The following is a 15,555-nucleotide window of genomic DNA, read 5'->3' as shown; positions in this document are numbered from 1 at the left end:
TCTTTCGGAGGGCTGCCATGCTCACCACCACCCGCGACAGCGTCGATGTCGCCGGGACGAGACGCACGTTCACCACCGTCCGCCCCGCCGGCGACGGGGTCGGCCGCGCGCTGGTCCTGGTCTTCCACGGTTCCCGCCAGAGCGGCGACAAGCACCGCGCGTTCACCGGCCAGGCCTTCGACCGGTTCGCCGCCGGCTCCGCGGTGGTCGCCTACCTGGACGGCTACCGCGGGAACTGGAACGACGCCCGCAAGGAAAGCTGGTTCCCGGCCCGGCGCGACGGCGTCGACGACCTCGCCTTCACGCGGGCGGTGATCACCAAGCTGGCCGGCGAGCACCGGATCGATCGGCGCCGGGTGTTCGCGATCGGCTACTCCAACGGCGGCCAGCTGGTCATGCGGCTCGCTCACGAGGCGCCGGGGCTTCTCGCCGGCGCGGCGGTGCTTGCCGCGACCATGCCCGCCCCGGAGAACTTCCTCGCGGCGGACACCCCGCCCGCGCCGCTGCCGGTGATGCTCGTCCACGGCACGAAGGACCCGATCGTCGCCTACGAGGGCGGCACGATGAGCTGGTGGCAGCGGCGGCTGTTCAAGGTCGGCGGGGGGAGCTGGTCGGCGCCCCGCACCGCGCGATACTTCGCCGAACGCAACGGCATCACCGCCGCGCCCGTCGTCACGCGTGATCCGGCCCCGGCCGGTGCCGTCACCGAGGTCGAGCGCTCGGACTACCGCGAGGAGGGGAAGCCGCCGGTGGTGCTCTACACCATCCACCGCGGCGGGCACACCGTTCCCGGCCCGGCCAAGAACCCGGCGGTGCTCGGCAGGACCAGCCGCGAAGCCGACGCCGCCGAGCTGATCGGCACGTTCTTCGGCTTGCCGGTGGGCGCCAGCTGCTTGAGCGAGATCATCCCGTCGACGTAGCGCCAGAACGCGTCGCTGTCGAGCGCGTTCTAACAGATACGGAAGCAAACCAGTGTCGAAAGCCCTTCAAAGAGGGAGCGACTGTGCGCGCGCACCGGCGGTATGGCCTCGATCAGCGGGATGAGCCGGGTGATGTCTTTGCGGTTGCCGCCGGTGAGTGAGATGGCCAGCGGGATGCCGTTGCCCTCACTGATCAGGTGGTGCGGGTTGCTCGCCCTTCCTCATGCCGAGATCAACGATCAACCGTCCGGGCAGGCACGGACCAAGATCATTCTGTTAGGAGTTCCAAGCCCCGCCATCACGGACGCCGACCGGCGTGTCACCAGACCCGGCGAACGTTCGTGGTCACCGCACTAGATGTGCTGTCCCCACCGGTCGGCGATGCGGCCGGCGGTGCGCAGGCCGGCCCCGGCCAGGAGCAGCACGCACGTGCCGGTGACGAAGGGCTGGTCGCCGGCGAGCGCGAGCGCCGCCGAGGGCAGTACGGCGACGAGGCCGAGGACGAACGGTGTGCCGGCGGTGACGCGGAGGCGGACGTACCCCAGGTAGTCGGCGGTCGGCCGGCCGGGGCGGATGCCGGGTACGAACGCGCCCTCCCGCTTGAGCCTGTCGGCGACGCGCGCGGGGTCGACCGCTCCCGCCGAGCTCAAGACGCTCAGGACGGCGACCGACACGAACAGCACGACCATGAACCAGACGCTGCCCTGGTCGGGCGACGTCCACAGCCCGTCCGGCCGCCCGCCGCCGGGCCACAGCCGGGCGGCCAGGCCGGGCAGGTGCAGCAGCGCCAGCATGGTGAACGCCGGCACGAGCCCGGCGTGGTCGAGGCGCAGCGGGACGTAGGTGGCCGCGCCGCCGAACCGGCGGACCCCGATCATCCGCCGGGCGTACTGGATCGGCACCCGCCGTTCGGCCCGGTCCAGGACGAGCACGGCGACGATGACGAGCAGCACGGACACCAGGACGGCGGCCGTCGTGGCGGCGAAAGCGCCCGTGCCCTCTTCTTGCCGTACCCGCCAGAGCAGGTCGGGGAAGACGGCGGCGAGCTGCACGAAGAACAGGACCGCGAGACCGTCGCCCAGCCCGCGCGAGGAGATGAGCCGCATCAGCCAGGTGGTGACCAGCGTGCCGGCCGTCATGGCGCCCGCCGGCGCCAGGACGGTGCCGACGCCCGAGCCCGCCAGGACGTCTCCGCCGGGAAGGCGTCCCTTCGCCGCCGCGACCGCGACGGCCGTTCCCATCAGGGCGCCCATCACGACGGCGAGAATCCGGACGTACCGCTGGATCCTGGCGGCGCCCGCCCCGCCGGCCGCGGCGAGCGCCCTCATCCGCGGGACGGTCACCACGAGCAGCTGCACCACGACGGACGCGGCGACGTACGGGAACACCCCGAGCCCGAGAACGGAGAGCCGGAGCAGTCCCCCGCCGCTGAGCATGTCGATCAGGCCGTAGAACCGGTCGTCGCGGACGGCCGCGTCGGCGGCCGCCCGGAGCGCCCGGACGTCCACGCCCGGACTCGGGAGGTTCTGCCCGAGCCGGTAGAGCACCACGGCCAGAACCGTCAGCGAGAACTTCGCGCGCAGGCCGGAGACGCGGAGAAAGCCACTCACCCTTCAAACATACATTCATGTCTGTTGAATGATCCCGCCGCGAGCGTGAACGGTGAATGAAGCCGCGCTAGCCGGTCGACACCGGGAGGTGTGACGGACCGCGCAGGTTGATGCGGCCGTTCCACCTCACCTCACCGTCCTGGGAAAGGTGGGGAAAGCGCGCGGTCAGCCGTTCGAAGGCGATGCAGGCCTCCATCCGCGCGAGGGACGCGCCGAGACAGTGGTGCGGGCCCGCGCCGAACGACACGTGCTGGCGGGCGTTCTCCCGGTTCAGCCGCAGCGCACCGGCGTCCGGCCCCCAGAAACGCTCGTCCCTGTTGGCCGACGCGAGACTCGCCATGACGAACGCGCCCGCAGGGATCTCGACGCCGCCGACGGTGACCGGTTCGACGGTGATCCGCCGGCTCGCCTGCACCGGGCTGTCGTAGCGGAGCATCTCCTCCACCGCGTTCGCGACCAGCCCCGGATCGTCGCGCAGCAGCGCCTGCTGCCCGGGGTCGCGCAGCAGGGCGAGCGCGCCGCCCCCGATGAGGTTCACCGTCGTCTCATGGCCCGCGATGTACAGCAGCAGGGTCTGGGCGATGAGCTCCTCCTCACCCAGCACGTCGCCGTCGTCCTCGGCGTTGATGAGGGCGGTGAGCAGGTCGTCCGCGGGGTTCTCGCGTTTCCAGGCGATCATCTCCGCGGCGATGCCGGCCAGTTCGGCGTCGGCCGCCACGATCGCCGAGACCAGGTCGGGGTCGGCGACCGGCTCCAGCGAACGTACGACGACGCCGGTCAGCTCCCGGATGCGTTCGTGGTCGGAGGAGGGCGTACCGAGCATCTTGGCGATCACCGCGAACGGCAGCGGGAACGCGAGGGACTCGATGAGGTCGACGCGGCGGGCCCGGCCCATCGCGTCGAGCATGCCGTCGACCAGCTCGACGACGTGGGGCCGCAGGGCCCGTACCGCACGAGGGGTGAACGCCTTGGCGACCAGCCGGCGCAGGCGGGTGTGGTCCGGCGGGTCCCGGTCCAGCATGGACCGGGCGTCGAATCGCGGCAGCCGGTCGCCGTACATGGCCTCCTGCATCATCCGGAACGGGCTGCTCTCGGCCAGGTTGCGGTCCTCGACCGAGAGGCCGGCCCGCAGCAGCCACGAGACGTCCTCGTACCGGGTGAGCAGCCAGAACCCGACTGGGTGCTGATGCACCGGCGCGCCGTCGCGCATCTCGGCGTAGTGGGGATACGGATCGTCAGTGAAGCCAGGCGCAAACGGGTCGAAGACCAAGGCGGAAGGCGGGCTTTCGGTCACGACTGGATCCCTTCTCTTCGTACCGCGAGCGGTCGGACCGGACCTGGGTGAGGTCGACGCCGGTGGCGGCGCGTACGGCCCGGTGGAACCGGGCGGTGCCCTCGGCGACGGCGGGGTGGCTCGCGTACGCGTCCACCAGGCGCCGCAGGTCCGGATGGGTCTCGGCGACCTCGTCGAGGACCGCCATGACCGACGCCTCCGGGTGGGCGGGAGGCGCCTCGATCAGGGCGTCCAGCCGTGCCTCGGCGGCGGTCTGGAGACGCCGCTGGACGTCGTGCAACAGCTCGCCGAGGTCGCCGAACTCCGCCTCGATCGCGGGCAGCCACTCGGCGACCGCTCCCGGCCCGTTCCTCGCGACGTCCCCGGCGACGTCGTGCACCAGCCGGTACCTGCGCCGAGCCTGTTCCCAACCCTCCATGCACGGTCACCTACTCTTTGAATGTCACATACTCTGTGTATGTCAATAGACTCACCGTATGCCGCCTGTCAAGAGTCGACGCGAGGCCTACTCCGAGGCCACCAGGGCCGCGATTCTGGAACAGGCGACCAGGCTGTTCGCGGAGCGCGGGTACACCGCGACGTCCCTGGAGCACGTCGCGTCGGCCACCCGGGTGACCCGCGGCGCCGTGTACCACCACTTCGCCGACAAGCAGGCACTCTTCGAGGCCGTCCTCGACGACCAGGAGAAACGCGCGTTCGACGAGATCGCCGCGGCGGCGACCGCAGCGGATCCGTGGGACGCGGCGCTGCTCGCCCTGGACGCCTTCCTCGACAAGTGCTGCGACCCGGCGTACGGACGGCTGGTGTGGCAGGAGGGCCCGACCGCGCTGGGGTGGCAGCGCTGGCACGAGACCGAGGAGAAGTACGCCTACGGGCTCGTCGAAGGGTTCATTCACGCCCTGGTCGACGCGGGTTACGTCGAGAACCGGGCGATCGAGAGCACGGTGCGCTTCTGCTTCTGGATCCTCGGCGGGGCCGGCCTGGCCCTGGCCGACGCAGCCGAGGAGGACAAGGCCCGCACCCGCGACGAATGGTCCTACCTCATCCGGCGAACCCTCAACGCCTTCCGGATCAAATGACCTGAGCTCCGCCGCCTCGTCGGGGACATGGGGGCGGCCCCGGGCATGCGCGGTGAGGTCTCCGTCAACAGCGCCCTCACCGCCGCCCGCCTCGCCACCGCGTGACTCAACGATCTTGCCGCTGCCCCGGCGAAGGGAGTCACTCGGCTCCCGGCACGCCGATCGCCCGGCGGGGGTCCGGCCTCAGTTCGGCGGCGTCCGTCCGACCGAGGTCGACCGTGATGTGCGGTGCCAGGGCCGTCAGGAAGTCCGGCGCGTCGAAGATCTCCCCGGCCGAGGCGACGCCGGCCGTTCTGGTCCTGCCGGTGAGGATCCGGTGGACGGCCTCCACGGCGAGCGGTGCGGTGACGGCGTAGATGTCCCGGCCGTACGCCGCCGCGCGCCGTTCCCGTACGCCCGAGCGCACGACGACGTCGACGACGAACGACTGCGCGGACCGCCCGTGTTCGTCGGCCGCGACCGGGGCCGGTGTGTCCGGGGAGGCCACGTCCCTGGCCGCCTCGACGGTCATGTACGTGCGCACCTCCGGGACGGACACGTGGCTGGGAATGGTCACGACGTCGGCCATCGTGAACTCCCCGATCACGTCGCGGGCGCCCATCGGATCGGGGAAGACCCACTTGTGGGCCGGCGGCTCGTCGTCGCGGTACTCCAGCCGACCGCGGGCGTAGCGGACCCGCCGGCCGTCCCGCCGCTGCCGGGAGACCGCGCCCGCGGCACGCGTCCCGTACGTGGGGTGCCAGCTGTCGAGGCCGTACGCGACGTGCACCTCATCGGCGCCGGTCCACTCGTCCATCGCGGCCGTGACCAGCAGGTCGGCGAGCCCGCCGTAGAAGGCCATCGCGGGCACGACCGCGGCTCCCGCCGCGCGGGCGCGGTCGGCGAAGTGCGCGAACGTGTCGACGATGGCCTCGATCTCGGCCGCGACGTCGACGTACGGCACTCCGCCGCGCAGGGCCGCCTCGATCACCGGGGCGGCAGTGGCGGCGAAGGGCCCGGCACAGTTGATCACGGCGTCCGCGCCGGCCAGCGCGCGGTCGAGGGACGCCGGGTCGTCGACCGACGCCCGCCGGGCGTCGAGTCCCGGGTGCGACGCGGCCAGAGCGCCGAGTTTCTCCGGATCCCGGCCGGCCAGAACGGGGACGAACCCGCGCTCCAGCAGCTCCGCCACCACGAAACGGCCGGTGTGCCCGTACGCGCCGAAGACCACCACCGTACGACCCGTTCCCATCAGCTCTCCCCTGTCCGGTAGCTCGTTCCGGACATCGTGGCGACCGCCCGGATCCCCGCGCGAGCGTCTGGAACGACACGATGCATACAATTCCGGACGTGAGCACAGTCGCGGTGGTCATCGCCGACGGGATCCTGCACTTCGAACTGGCCCTGGCGTGCGAGCTGTTCAGCTCCGCGCCGCCGGTCCCGGTCGAGCCCTGGTACGAGCTCGTCATCTGCGGGACGGGCGACGTCCGGGCCGACGGCCGCTTCCTGCTCGAACCGGACTGCGGACTCGACCGGCTCGCGCTGGCCGACACCGTGATCGTGCCCGGCTGGGCCGACGTCGACGAGGACCCGCCGGTGGACGTCGTCGACGCCGTACGCGGAGCCCACGAGGCCGGCGCGAGGGTGGCCTCCCTCTGCACGGGCGCCTTCGTACTGGCCGCCGCCGGCCTGCTGGACGGGCGGCGCGCCACCACGCACTGGGCGCACACCCGGGCGCTGGCCACCCGCTTTCCCCGGGTCGAGGTCGACCCGGACGTCCTGTACGTCGACAACGGCAGCGTGCTCACCTCCGCCGGCAAGGCCGCCGCGATGGATCTGTGCCTGCACCTGGTCCGCCGTGACCACGGCTCGGCGGTCGCCAACGCGGTCGCCCGGAGGCTGGTCGTACCGCCGCACCGCCCCGGCGGGCAGGCCCAGTTCGTCGCCACCCCGGTGCCCGAACAGCGCGACCACCCCCTGAGCGAGCTGCTCGCCTGGGCGGCCCAGCGGCTGGACCAGCCGTTGACGGTGGAGGATCTGGCCCGCCGGGCGAACATGAGCTCACGCCACCTCGGCCGCCACTTCAGGTCGATGACCGGCACCACCCCGCTGCAGTGGCTGCTGACCCAGCGGATCCGCCGGGCCCAGGAACTCCTGGAGACCACCGACGAGAGCATCGACGCCATCGCGGAGGCCACCGGCATGGGCACCGCGACGACGCTCCGCCGCCATTTCAACCGAACGGTCGGCGTGCCACCCGACACGTACCGCCGCACTTTCCACAGCCGGCGGGCCGATGGCCTCGGAACGAGATGAGAGGGCGTCCTCCTCTCGTGTGAGCATGCCGGCCCGAGTGAACCGCTGGACGCCCTCGCGCATCCCAGGTAGGAACGACAATGATGCACTGGCGAATGGCGTGGAATGTCGGAAAACGTTTCGGGTACTCGATGCCGAGCAGGAAACAGTTCGCCGTCATGTCCCTGCTGTTAGTTCTGACGCTGGCCATGGCCGCCACGATCGCGGCATTCGGCTGGACGGTGAATCCGCGGGGCCTCGGCGATCCGGGAGCCGGTTCGGGGGGCGGCCCCGCCACACCTCCGCCCGCCGCAGGGCCGGCCGTCTCACCGACGCAGGGAGGTTCCTCGCCGCCCGCGCCTTCGTCCGCTCCGGCTCCGAGCGTGTCCGCCACCGCGGAAGGCGACTCGCCGGTGCAGGCGACGATCGCGATCAGCGGCACCGGAAGGGACCTGGAGCGAACGATCAGTGTGCAGGTGACCAGACAGCCGCAGGCGGGACACCGACTGTGGCTGGTCGCGCAGTTCCCCGGCCGGAAGGGGCCTCCGCTGCAGTCCCCGTGGGAGCGACTCGCGCCGAACAGGCCCGGTTATTCGATTCCCCGGTCCTTCAAGGATCTCGACGTAGGCCCCGAAAGGTCGTTGTTCATCGTGGACGCCGACGCGAAGGCCGATAAGCTCATGGCGGACTACATGAAGCGGGGCGACGAGTTCAAAGGACTTCCATCCGGCGCGCTACAGGTGTCGAACTCCGTCGACGCGACGAGAGTGGGGTAGCCGCTCCCCTGGGCCGGTGACCTGGGGGCGAAGTCCCCTTACGTCGACCCCCGGCCGGGCTGATCGTCTAAAGTCTGATCGCCCGCCCGATCGCCCGAGGAGGTCATGCCGTGCCGGACCGCGGCGAACGCGCGCCTGGGCGCCTGGACACCAACAGGCCGAGCGTCGCCCGGATGTACGACTACTACCTGGGCGGCAAGGACAACTACCAGGTGGATCGGGACGCCGTCGACCGGGTCGAAGAGGCGATGCCCGGGACCCGTCAGGTCGCGCACCAGAACCGCGCCTTCCTCCGGCGCGCCGTGCGCTACATGGCACAGCAGGGCGTCCGGCAGTTCATCGACATCGGTTCGGGGCTGCCCACGGTCGGCAACACGCACGAGATCGCGCAGGAGGTCGACCCGTCCGCGCGGGTCGTCTACGTCGACAACGATCCCGTCGTGCTCAACCACGGCCGGGCGCTGCTCGCCGCCGACAGCCACACCACGGTCGTCACCGCCGACATGCACCGGCCGGCCGAGGTACTCGAACACCCGGAGACCACCAAGTTCATCGACTTCGACCAGCCGGTCGGCGTGCTGATGATCGCAATGGTCCACTTCCTCACCCTGGAGGAGCGGCCGTACGTCATGGGCCGCCTGCATGACGCGCTCGCGCCGGGCAGCCACTTCACCGCCACGCACGCCACGACGGACGGCCTGTCGCCGGAGATGGTGGCGCAGACGGAAGCCGTCTACGCGACCACGCCCACGCCGATCCACTTCCGGCCGCGGGCCGAGATCGCGCGCTTCTTCGACGGGTTCGAGCTCGCGCCTCCCGGCCTGGTCATGCTGAACGAGTGGCGCCCCGACGCCGAAGCCCCGGTGCCCCAACCGTGCTGGCTGTACGGCGCGGTCGGCCGCAAGCCCTGACCCCGTCCACCGTCGTCGCTCAGCCGGTGGCCTGGAGGTCCTGGGCTCCGGCACCGCGCGTGAAGGTGCGCCGGTACGCGGTCGGGGTGGTGTTCAGCGTGCGCCGGAAGTGCAGGCGCAGGTTGGCGGCGGTGCCCAGCCCGCAGTCGCGCGCCACCTGGTCGATCGACAGGTCGGTGGTCTCCAGGAGTTCCCGCGCCAGGCCGACCCGTGCGTTGACCAGCCACTGCAACGGCGTCGTGCCCGTCTCCTCGGCGAAGCGGCGCATGAACGAGCGCTGTGACACGCCGGCGTGGCGGGCCAGTTCGGCGACCGAGAGCGACCGGTCGAGACGACGCAACGCCCAGGCGCGGGTCTCGGCGAGACCGGTGTCGCCGGTCGCGGCCACCGGCGCGGGCACGTACTGGGCCTGCCCGCCGTCGCGGTGCGGCGCGGCCACCAGGCCCCGGGCGATCCGGTTGGCCACCACGGCGCCCAGGTCCCGGCGCACGATGTGCAGGCACAGGTCGATGCCGCAGCACGCTCCGGCCGAGGTGAGCACCTCCCCCTCGTCGACATAGAGCACGTCGCGGTCCGCCTGGACGGCCGGGAACTCCCGTTCGAGGTCGTCGATGTGCCTCCAGTGCGTGGTGGCGTGCAGTCCGTCCAGTACGCCGGCCGCGGCCAGCGCGAACGCGCCGGTGCAGATCGACACGACCCGCCGGCCCCGGTCACGGGCCTCGGCCAGGGCGTCGAGCACGACCGGCGGTGGCGGCCGCAGGGGCGGCTCGACGCCCGGCACGATGACGGTGTCCGCGGCGCGGACCTCGTCGAACCCGCCGCCCACGACCAGCTGGAAGCCGGCGGTCGTCGTCACCCGATCGGTCGGCGCACACAGCGTCATCTCGTACGGGGTCTCCGGCCGCGCGCTGAACACTTGCGCGGGAATGGCCAGGTCGAGCGGGGTCACGCCGTCCAGCGCCAGCACGGCGACACGATGAACCGACATGGCAGGATCCTAGCGAAAATGGGCAATACCGCCACTCGCGGATACACACACGGTGGGACGAACCTCGACGTATGACCGAACCCATCACCGACCACGGCATGCGCGGCCCCGCGGGACGGGAGGCCATCGCGCCGCCGGTCGCCGAACGGCGTCCCCGGCGCGGCGCGCTGGCGCTGCCGGCCTCGATCGTCGTCTCCTTCCTGGCCGCCTCCGGCGCGCCGACGCCGCTGTACGCCACTTACGCGGGAAGGTGGCACTTCTCGCCGATCACCACCACCGTCGTCTTCGGCGTGTACGCGATGGCCGTCCTGCTCGCCCTGCTCGTGCTGGGCCGCCTGTCCGACCACGTCGGCCGCCGGCCGGTGCTGCTGGCCGCGCTCGCCGTACAGACGGTCGCGACGGTCGTGCTCGCCACCGCGGGCGGCGTCGGCGCCCTGCTCGCCGGCCGGCTGCTCCAAGGAATCTCCACCGGCGGGGCCCTCGGCGCGCTGGGCGCGGCGATGCTCGACGTACACCCCAGACGCGGCGCGATCACCAATGCCGCCACGCCGGGGATGGGCACCGGCGCCGGCGTCCTGCTGTCCGGGCTGCTCGTCCAGTACGCGCCGGCGCCGACGCACCTCGTCTATCTGGTGCTCATCGGCACGTTCGTCCTGCAGGGCGTCGGTGTGGTCCTGATGCCGGAGACCGTCACCCGCCGGCCGGGCGGGCGCGCCGCTCTCGTGCCCGAACTCGCGGTGCCACCCGGCCTGCGCGGACCCGTGCTCGCCGCCGCGCCGATCCTGTTCGCGGTGTGGGCGCTCGCGGGCTTCTACGGCTCGCTCGGCCCGGCGCTCGCGCGGCAGTTGTCCGGTTCCACCTCGGTGGTCGTCGGCGGACTCGGCTTCTTCCTGCTGGCCGTCGTCGGGTCGCTGGCCACCGTCGCGCTCGACCGTACGCCGCCCCGGACCGTGATGCTGTTCGGCATCACGATGCTCGCCGTGGCGTCGACAGGGATTCTGATCGCGGTCGAACTGTCCTCGACGGCCGGATTCTTCGCCGGTACCTTCGTCGCCGGGATCGGATTCGGCGCCGGGTTCCAGGGCGGCATCCGCACCGTCGTCCCCCTCGCCGCCCCGCACGAGCGGGCGGGCGTGCTGTCCGTCCTCTACGTGATCTGCTACTGCGGGATGGGCGTGCCGTCCGTCGCCGCCGGAGTGCTGGTCGTCCACGGCGGCGGGCTCATCGGCACCGCCCGCGACTACGCCCTGTTCATCCTGGCGCTCGCCGCCACGGCACTGGCCGGGCTGTTGTCGACGAGCCGTTCCTACCGGAAGTAGTGGCCCTCCTTGAGATCGGCGATCAGCCCGGGGCTCGTCGGCTGCCATCCGAGCAGGTCGCGGGTGATCCGCGCGGAGGCGGGACCGTCGGTTCCCCAGAACCGGCCGAGCCAGCCGACGTACTCTCCGGCCTCCTCAGGCGTGACGGAGACGGCGGGGACGCCGAGGTGCTCCGCGAAGACCTCGGCGACCTCACGGATCGGCACGCCCTCATCGCCGACCGCGTGCAGCACCGACCCGGCCGGCGCGGACTCGAGCGCGAGGCGGAACAGGCGCGCGGCGTCGTCGCGATGGACCGCCGGCCAGCGGTTGGCGCCGTCGCCGACGTACGCCGCGGCGCCCTTCTCGCGTGCGAAGCCGATCGCGGTCGAGGTGAACCCGTTGTCGCCGGCGCCGTGAGTGGCCGGTGGCAGCCGTACGACCGATGAGCGAACTCCGTGGTCGGCGAGGGCGAGCGTGTAGTGGGCGTTGGCGATCCGCCCGTTGGCGCCGCCGATCGGCACGTCGCGGTCCCCGGTGCCGGTGGCGAGCCCGTCGCGTTCGGTGGCGACGGCGCCGGGCGGGAGGCCGAGCACGCCCAGGATGCCCGAGGCGATGACGAACGGCTTGCCGGTGCCGGCCAGGGCCTCGCCGAACGCCTCGATCGCCGCGCGGTCGGCGGCGGTGGCCGTGGCGTAGTCGCCGGCAAAGGCGATGTCGTGCCTGAACGCGAGGTGGATGACGCCGTCGGCCGAGGCGGCGGCCGTGCGCAGGGTGCCGAGGTCGTCCAGCGATCCGGCGCGGACCTCGGCGCCCGCGGCGCGCAGCGTCCGGGCCGCGGCATCCGAGCGGGCGAGCCCGGTGACCTCGTGGCCGGCGGCGATCAGCTCGGGGACGAGCCCGCGGCCGACCCAGCCGGACGCTCCGGTGACGAGAACGCGCATGAGCAACCTCCAGGATCCGGGCCCCCGTCGGCCGGTGACCCTTGATGTCGTGCTCCATTCTTTGTACGGTCGTACTATAAATGTCAAGCCGAGACCGGGAGGCGGCGATGGCGGGGCGTCCCGTCGACCATCAGCGGCGAGCCGAGCTGCTGGACGCGGTGGTCGACTACACGGTCGAGCACGGGTTCTCCGACCTGTCATGGCGGCCCGTCGCCGCCGCCCTCGGGGTCTCGACGACGACGCTGGTGCACCGCTTCGGCACCAAGGAGCAGATGCTGGTCGCCATCCTCGCCCGCCTGCGCGAACGCATCTTCGCGGCCACCAGCGAAACGCTCGGCGAGCACCCCGACCTGGCCACGGCGGCGCGCGCGGCCTGGACGCGTACCTCGGCTCCGCAGCGGGAGGCGGAGTTCAGGCTGTTCTTCGCCGTCTACGGACGCGCTCTTCAGGCGCCGGAGCAGTTCGCGGGCTTCCTCGACCGGGTCGTCGCCGACTGGATGAACGCCCTGCGCGACGCCCAGGGACCCGGCACCGACCCGCAGACCGCGACGCGCACGGCCACACTGGTGATCGCCACCATCCGCGGACTGCTCCTCGACCTGCTCGCCACCGGAGACCGGGAGCGGGTCCAGGACGCGGCCGAAACCTTCCTCGCCACCCTTCCGAGGAGACCCTGACGGGCGGCGGCCTACCCGCCGCCGTCGTTCTGGTCGCCGCCGTAGGAGCAGAAGGGGTCCCACTGGCACTGGCTCTGGTCGGTGAAGGTCACCTGGACGGCGTCGCCCCGGTTGACGGGCTGTCCCGCGGGAGGGTCCTGGCCGACCACCGTGTTCGGCTGCTGGCCGTTGTCCGGGGCCTGCTGCCGCCATTGCGCGTTCAGGCCCAGCGCGGCCAGCTTCCGCGCGGCCCGGCTCGGAGTGAGGCCGCTCAGATCCGGCATCGTGATGCCGCGGCTGACCACGATGGTGACGGGTTCTTCCGGGTTCTGCTTCTTCCCCGCCGCCGGCCTGGTCGTGATCACGTCACCGCGCGGCACGGTGGCGCTGTCCTGCCGGACCTGCCGGCCCGGCTGGAGTCCCGCCTGCCGCAGCAGCTGTTGCGCCTGGTCGAGTGGCTGCTTCCGAACGTCGGGCACGGCGACCGGCGGCTTGCCCGTCGACAGGACCAGAGTGAGCAGTGTGCCCGTCCTGACCTGCGTGCCGACGCCCGGCTCGACCTGGGCGACCTTGTCCTTGGGCACCCTCGGGTCCTGGCGGGACGAACCGGCCTTGACCTTGAGCCCGAGCTTCTCGGCGCGGAGACGGGCGTCCGCCTCCGACAGGCCCACGAGCTGGGGCACGCGCGCGGTGCGTCCCTCCGTCTGGAACCACACGAAGCCCCCGAACAGGAGCGCGACGACGACGCAGGCGGCGAACAGCCCGGACGTGCGTCGGCGACGCCACCGCGTCCGAGGCGGACCCTCGAAACCGGAGATCACCATGGTGTGCGGATTCGGCGTCACATCGTGGCCGGACGACGGCGCGTCCGGGGACACCCGGAAATTCTGCGTCACCCGCTCGGACAGCGGCGCTCGCGCCCCGTCGGCCGCCTGAGACGGCCCGAGCGGCACCGGCACGACAGACGCCGACGTCGAGTCGATGTCCGGCGGCAGCGCGTGGAGCACCTCACCGGCCGCCGCGTCGAACCGGCCGGCGTCGGGCGGACGCCGCGCCGGGTCGCGGTCGGTCGCCCCGGCCACCAGCGCGTCCAACTGCGGCGGCAGGCCCGGGATCACGCTCGACGGGGCCGGCACCGTCTCGTTGACGTGCCGGTACGCCACGGCCAGCGGGGTGCCCGCCTGGTACGGCTGGTACCCGGTCAACAACTCGAACAGCATGATCCCGGCGGCGTACACGTCGGTGCGAGCATCCGCGTCGCCCGTCAGGACCTGCTCCGGCGCGAGGTAGGCCACCGTGCCGATGAGCATGCCCGTCTGGGTCTGCCTGCTCGCCGTCACCGCTCGGGCCAGCCCGAAATCCGTCACCTTGACCTGCCCGTCGGCGGCCAGCAGGACGTTCTCCGGCTTGACGTCCCGGTGGACCAGACCGACCCGGTGCGCGGCGCCCAGCGCGGCGAGTATCGGCCGCAGAACCTGGAGCGCCGCGCGCGGGCCGAGCCGGCCCCGCTCGGTCAGCAGGTCGCGCAGAGTGCGCCCGGCGACGTACTCCATCACGAGGAACACGCGCCCCTGATCGGTGCCCTGGTCGTACATCGCGACGACGTTCGGGTGCGACAGGGCGGCGGCGTGCCTGGCCTCGTCGACGAAGCGCCGCACGAAGTCCTCGTCGCCGGCCAGGTTGGCGTGCATCACCTTGAGCGCCACCGTACGGTCCAGCTTGGTGTCGTGCCCGGCGTAGACCGTGGCCATGCCGCCACGGGCGATCCGGGACCGTACGACGTAGCGCCCATCGAGCACCTGCCCGATGAGTGGATCCGCCTCTGCCCTCTCCATCAGATGGAGTGTATGCGGATTTAATGCGCTGACCTGCCACTTTGCCGTCGGCTCCACCCGCTCGCCGGCGTCCTCCCGCGATCAGCGGGCCGGGGCGTGCCCCCGACCGCGAGAGCCGGGACTCAGTCCACGAGCGCGCCGCCGGACAGGTTGGCGACTGTTCCGGTCATGGCACCGGCGCGATCCGAAGCCAGGAACGCCGCCGTCTCTGCTATCTCGGACAGCGTGGGAAGCCTCTTCAGGAGCGTCCCCTGCACCATTCCCCCGCGGTCGAGGAACTCCTGGACCGACTGCCCGGCCGCCGCCGCGGAGCGCTGGAAGAGGTCCTTGGTGTAGGAACCCGCCGCCGGCGCGTCGATGACGGCGTGGGGGCGGATGTCGATGACCCGGACGTTGCCGGGTGCCAGCTCCGCGGCCAGGAGCCGCGAGAACGCCTCCTTGCCGGCCGAGCTCACGCCGTGCCCCAAGATGCCGCCCACCGCCAGTTTGGCACCCGGCTCCGACAGGGTCAGGATGACGCCGGGACGCTCGCGCCCCATGTGCCGCGCCACGGCCTTGCTCGTGATGAACAGCGCCCGCAGAAAACCATCGATCGGCCGCATGAACTCCTCCAGCGAGAGATCCGCCAGCAAAGTCCCCTGGTCGTGCATGACGCTCACGGCGTTGAGGGCGATGTCGATGCCGCCGGCCGTCGACGCGATCCCGTCGGCGTGCTTTTCGACCGCCTGCTGATCGAGAACGTCGACTTGCGCGGTCTCGGCCGTTCCGCCCAAGGCGGCGATGTCACGCGCCACGGTGTCGAGCTTCGCCTGCGTCCGCCCGGCGATGAAGACCCTCGCGCCTTCCCGGGCGAACACCCGTGCGACGGCACCGCCGATGGCGCCCCCGCCTCCATAGATCACAGCGTTCTTGCCCTCAAGCAGCAATCCACTCATGTGCGCCTCTTCCAGGTGATTGATTCCGAGCAAAA

15 protein-coding genes and 1 pseudogene are annotated in these 15,555 nt (G+C 71.9%); 7 read left to right on the top strand and 9 right to left on the bottom strand.

Annotated features, from left to right (window positions below; all coding sequences use genetic code 11):
* Nucleotides 1-17 precede the first annotated feature (17 nt).
* Nucleotides 18-920 carry a CE1 family esterase gene (locus QSK37_RS37625; RefSeq protein WP_285630519.1) on the top strand — a complete coding sequence of 301 codons (903 nt, stop codon included), beginning with the start codon at nt 18-20 and terminating at the stop codon, nt 918-920.
* Nucleotides 921-1,009: 89 nt separating this feature from the next.
* Here QSK37_RS37625 and QSK37_RS37620 read toward each other — a convergent pair.
* From QSK37_RS37620 to QSK37_RS37605, 4 genes and pseudogenes are all read right to left on the bottom strand, one after another.
* A pseudogene (locus QSK37_RS37620) lies at nt 1,010-1,141 on the bottom strand (IS5/IS1182 family transposase); the annotation flags it as partial.
* Between the two features lie 132 nt (nt 1,142-1,273).
* On the bottom strand, nt 1,274-2,530 hold the full coding sequence (locus QSK37_RS37615; RefSeq protein WP_285630516.1) for a preprotein translocase subunit SecY: 1,257 nt from the start codon (nt 2,528-2,530) through the stop codon (nt 1,274-1,276).
* A gap of 67 nt (nt 2,531-2,597) precedes the next feature.
* Nucleotides 2,598-3,722, bottom strand: coding sequence for a cytochrome P450 (locus tag QSK37_RS37610; RefSeq protein ID WP_285630513.1), 1,125 nt, complete (start codon nt 3,720-3,722; stop codon nt 2,598-2,600).
* 43 nt (nt 3,723-3,765) lie between these two features.
* Nucleotides 3,766-4,242 (bottom strand): hypothetical protein, encoded by a 477-nt coding sequence (locus QSK37_RS37605; RefSeq protein WP_285630510.1) that lies wholly within the window; start codon nt 4,240-4,242, stop codon nt 3,766-3,768.
* A 58-nt stretch (nt 4,243-4,300) separates the two neighbouring features.
* On the opposite strand from QSK37_RS37605, the gene QSK37_RS37600 reads away from it, so the two are divergent.
* Nucleotides 4,301-4,903, top strand: coding sequence for a TetR/AcrR family transcriptional regulator (locus tag QSK37_RS37600; RefSeq protein ID WP_285630507.1), 603 nt, complete (start codon nt 4,301-4,303; stop codon nt 4,901-4,903).
* Nucleotides 4,904-5,042: 139 nt separating this feature from the next.
* On the opposite strand, the gene QSK37_RS37595 is transcribed toward QSK37_RS37600, so the two are convergent.
* Nucleotides 5,043-6,134 carry a saccharopine dehydrogenase NADP-binding domain-containing protein gene (locus tag QSK37_RS37595; protein ID WP_285630503.1) on the bottom strand — a complete coding sequence of 364 codons (1,092 nt, stop codon included), beginning with the start codon at nt 6,132-6,134 and terminating at the stop codon, nt 5,043-5,045.
* Between the two features lie 98 nt (nt 6,135-6,232).
* On the opposite strand from QSK37_RS37595, the gene QSK37_RS37590 reads away from it, so the two are divergent.
* The 3 genes from QSK37_RS37590 to QSK37_RS37580 all read left to right on the top strand — a co-directional run bounded on the left by QSK37_RS37590 (nt 6,233) and on the right by QSK37_RS37580 (nt 8,864).
* The gene (locus QSK37_RS37590; RefSeq protein ID WP_285630500.1) at nt 6,233-7,198 is read left to right on the top strand and encodes a helix-turn-helix domain-containing protein; all 966 of its coding nucleotides are present in this window, start codon (nt 6,233-6,235) and stop codon (nt 7,196-7,198) included.
* Between the two features lie 80 nt (nt 7,199-7,278).
* Nucleotides 7,279-7,953 carry a hypothetical protein gene (locus QSK37_RS37585; RefSeq protein ID WP_285630497.1) on the top strand — a complete coding sequence of 225 codons (675 nt, stop codon included), beginning with the start codon at nt 7,279-7,281 and terminating at the stop codon, nt 7,951-7,953.
* A gap of 110 nt (nt 7,954-8,063) precedes the next feature.
* A complete protein-coding gene (locus QSK37_RS37580) occupies nt 8,064-8,864 on the top strand; it encodes an SAM-dependent methyltransferase (protein ID WP_285630494.1) in 801 nt (266 codons plus the stop codon).
* Between the two features lie 19 nt (nt 8,865-8,883).
* Here the strand turns inward: QSK37_RS37580 and QSK37_RS37575 are convergent, their stop codons facing one another.
* Nucleotides 8,884-9,852: a GlxA family transcriptional regulator gene (locus QSK37_RS37575; protein ID WP_285630491.1), complete on the bottom strand. Its 969-nt coding sequence runs from the start codon at nt 9,850-9,852 to the stop codon at nt 8,884-8,886.
* 71 nt (nt 9,853-9,923) lie between these two features.
* On the opposite strand from QSK37_RS37575, the gene QSK37_RS37570 reads away from it, so the two are divergent.
* The gene (locus QSK37_RS37570) at nt 9,924-11,171 is read left to right on the top strand and encodes an MFS transporter (protein WP_285630489.1); all 1,248 of its coding nucleotides are present in this window, start codon (nt 9,924-9,926) and stop codon (nt 11,169-11,171) included.
* On the opposite strand, the gene QSK37_RS37565 is transcribed toward QSK37_RS37570, so the two are convergent.
* Nucleotides 11,159-12,094: an SDR family oxidoreductase gene (locus QSK37_RS37565; RefSeq protein WP_285630486.1), complete on the bottom strand. Its 936-nt coding sequence runs from the start codon at nt 12,092-12,094 to the stop codon at nt 11,159-11,161. The genes QSK37_RS37570 and QSK37_RS37565 overlap by 13 nt on opposite strands.
* Before the next feature lie 107 nt (nt 12,095-12,201).
* Here QSK37_RS37565 and QSK37_RS37560 point away from each other — a divergent pair, with 107 nt between their 5' ends.
* Entirely contained in the window at nt 12,202-12,771 is a 570-nt protein-coding gene (locus tag QSK37_RS37560; RefSeq protein ID WP_285630484.1) for a TetR/AcrR family transcriptional regulator, read from the top strand.
* Nucleotides 12,772-12,782: 11 nt separating this feature from the next.
* Here the strand turns inward: QSK37_RS37560 and pknB are convergent, their stop codons facing one another.
* Both pknB and QSK37_RS37550 read right to left on the bottom strand, forming a co-directional pair.
* The gene (pknB, locus tag QSK37_RS37555) at nt 12,783-14,585 is read right to left on the bottom strand and encodes a Stk1 family PASTA domain-containing Ser/Thr kinase (RefSeq protein ID WP_285630482.1); all 1,803 of its coding nucleotides are present in this window, start codon (nt 14,583-14,585) and stop codon (nt 12,783-12,785) included.
* Between the two features lie 122 nt (nt 14,586-14,707).
* A complete protein-coding gene (locus tag QSK37_RS37550; protein ID WP_285630479.1) occupies nt 14,708-15,520 on the bottom strand; it encodes an SDR family NAD(P)-dependent oxidoreductase in 813 nt (270 codons plus the stop codon).
* Nucleotides 15,521-15,555: the final 35 nt, after the last annotated feature.

This window comes from Actinoallomurus iriomotensis (assembly GCF_030269445.1).
Classification (GTDB): domain Bacteria; phylum Actinomycetota; class Actinomycetes; order Streptosporangiales; family Streptosporangiaceae; genus Actinoallomurus; species Actinoallomurus iriomotensis.
This window is presented reverse-complemented; position numbering and strand designations above follow the sequence as displayed.

Coding starts and splice junctions, on each gene's coding strand:
- QSK37_RS37625 (WP_285630519.1), top strand. CDS start 18: ATGCTCACCACCACCCGCGACAGCGTCGATGTCGCCGGGACGAGACGC.
- QSK37_RS37605 (WP_285630510.1), bottom strand. CDS start 4,242: ATGGAGGGTTGGGAACAGGCTCGGCGCAGGTACCGGCTGGTGCACGAC.
- QSK37_RS37600 (WP_285630507.1), top strand. CDS start 4,301: ATGCCGCCTGTCAAGAGTCGACGCGAGGCCTACTCCGAGGCCACCAGG.
- QSK37_RS37595 (WP_285630503.1), bottom strand. CDS start 6,134: ATGGGAACGGGTCGTACGGTGGTGGTCTTCGGCGCGTACGGGCACACC.
- QSK37_RS37585 (WP_285630497.1), top strand. CDS start 7,279: ATGATGCACTGGCGAATGGCGTGGAATGTCGGAAAACGTTTCGGGTAC.
- QSK37_RS37575 (WP_285630491.1), bottom strand. CDS start 9,852: ATGTCGGTTCATCGTGTCGCCGTGCTGGCGCTGGACGGCGTGACCCCG.
- QSK37_RS37570 (WP_285630489.1), top strand. CDS start 9,924: ATGACCGAACCCATCACCGACCACGGCATGCGCGGCCCCGCGGGACGG.
- QSK37_RS37565 (WP_285630486.1), bottom strand. CDS start 12,094: ATGCGCGTTCTCGTCACCGGAGCGTCCGGCTGGGTCGGCCGCGGGCTC.
- QSK37_RS37560 (WP_285630484.1), top strand. CDS start 12,202: ATGGCGGGGCGTCCCGTCGACCATCAGCGGCGAGCCGAGCTGCTGGAC.
- pknB (WP_285630482.1), bottom strand. CDS start 14,585: ATGGAGAGGGCAGAGGCGGATCCACTCATCGGGCAGGTGCTCGATGGG.
- QSK37_RS37550 (WP_285630479.1), bottom strand. CDS start 15,520: ATGAGTGGATTGCTGCTTGAGGGCAAGAACGCTGTGATCTATGGAGGC.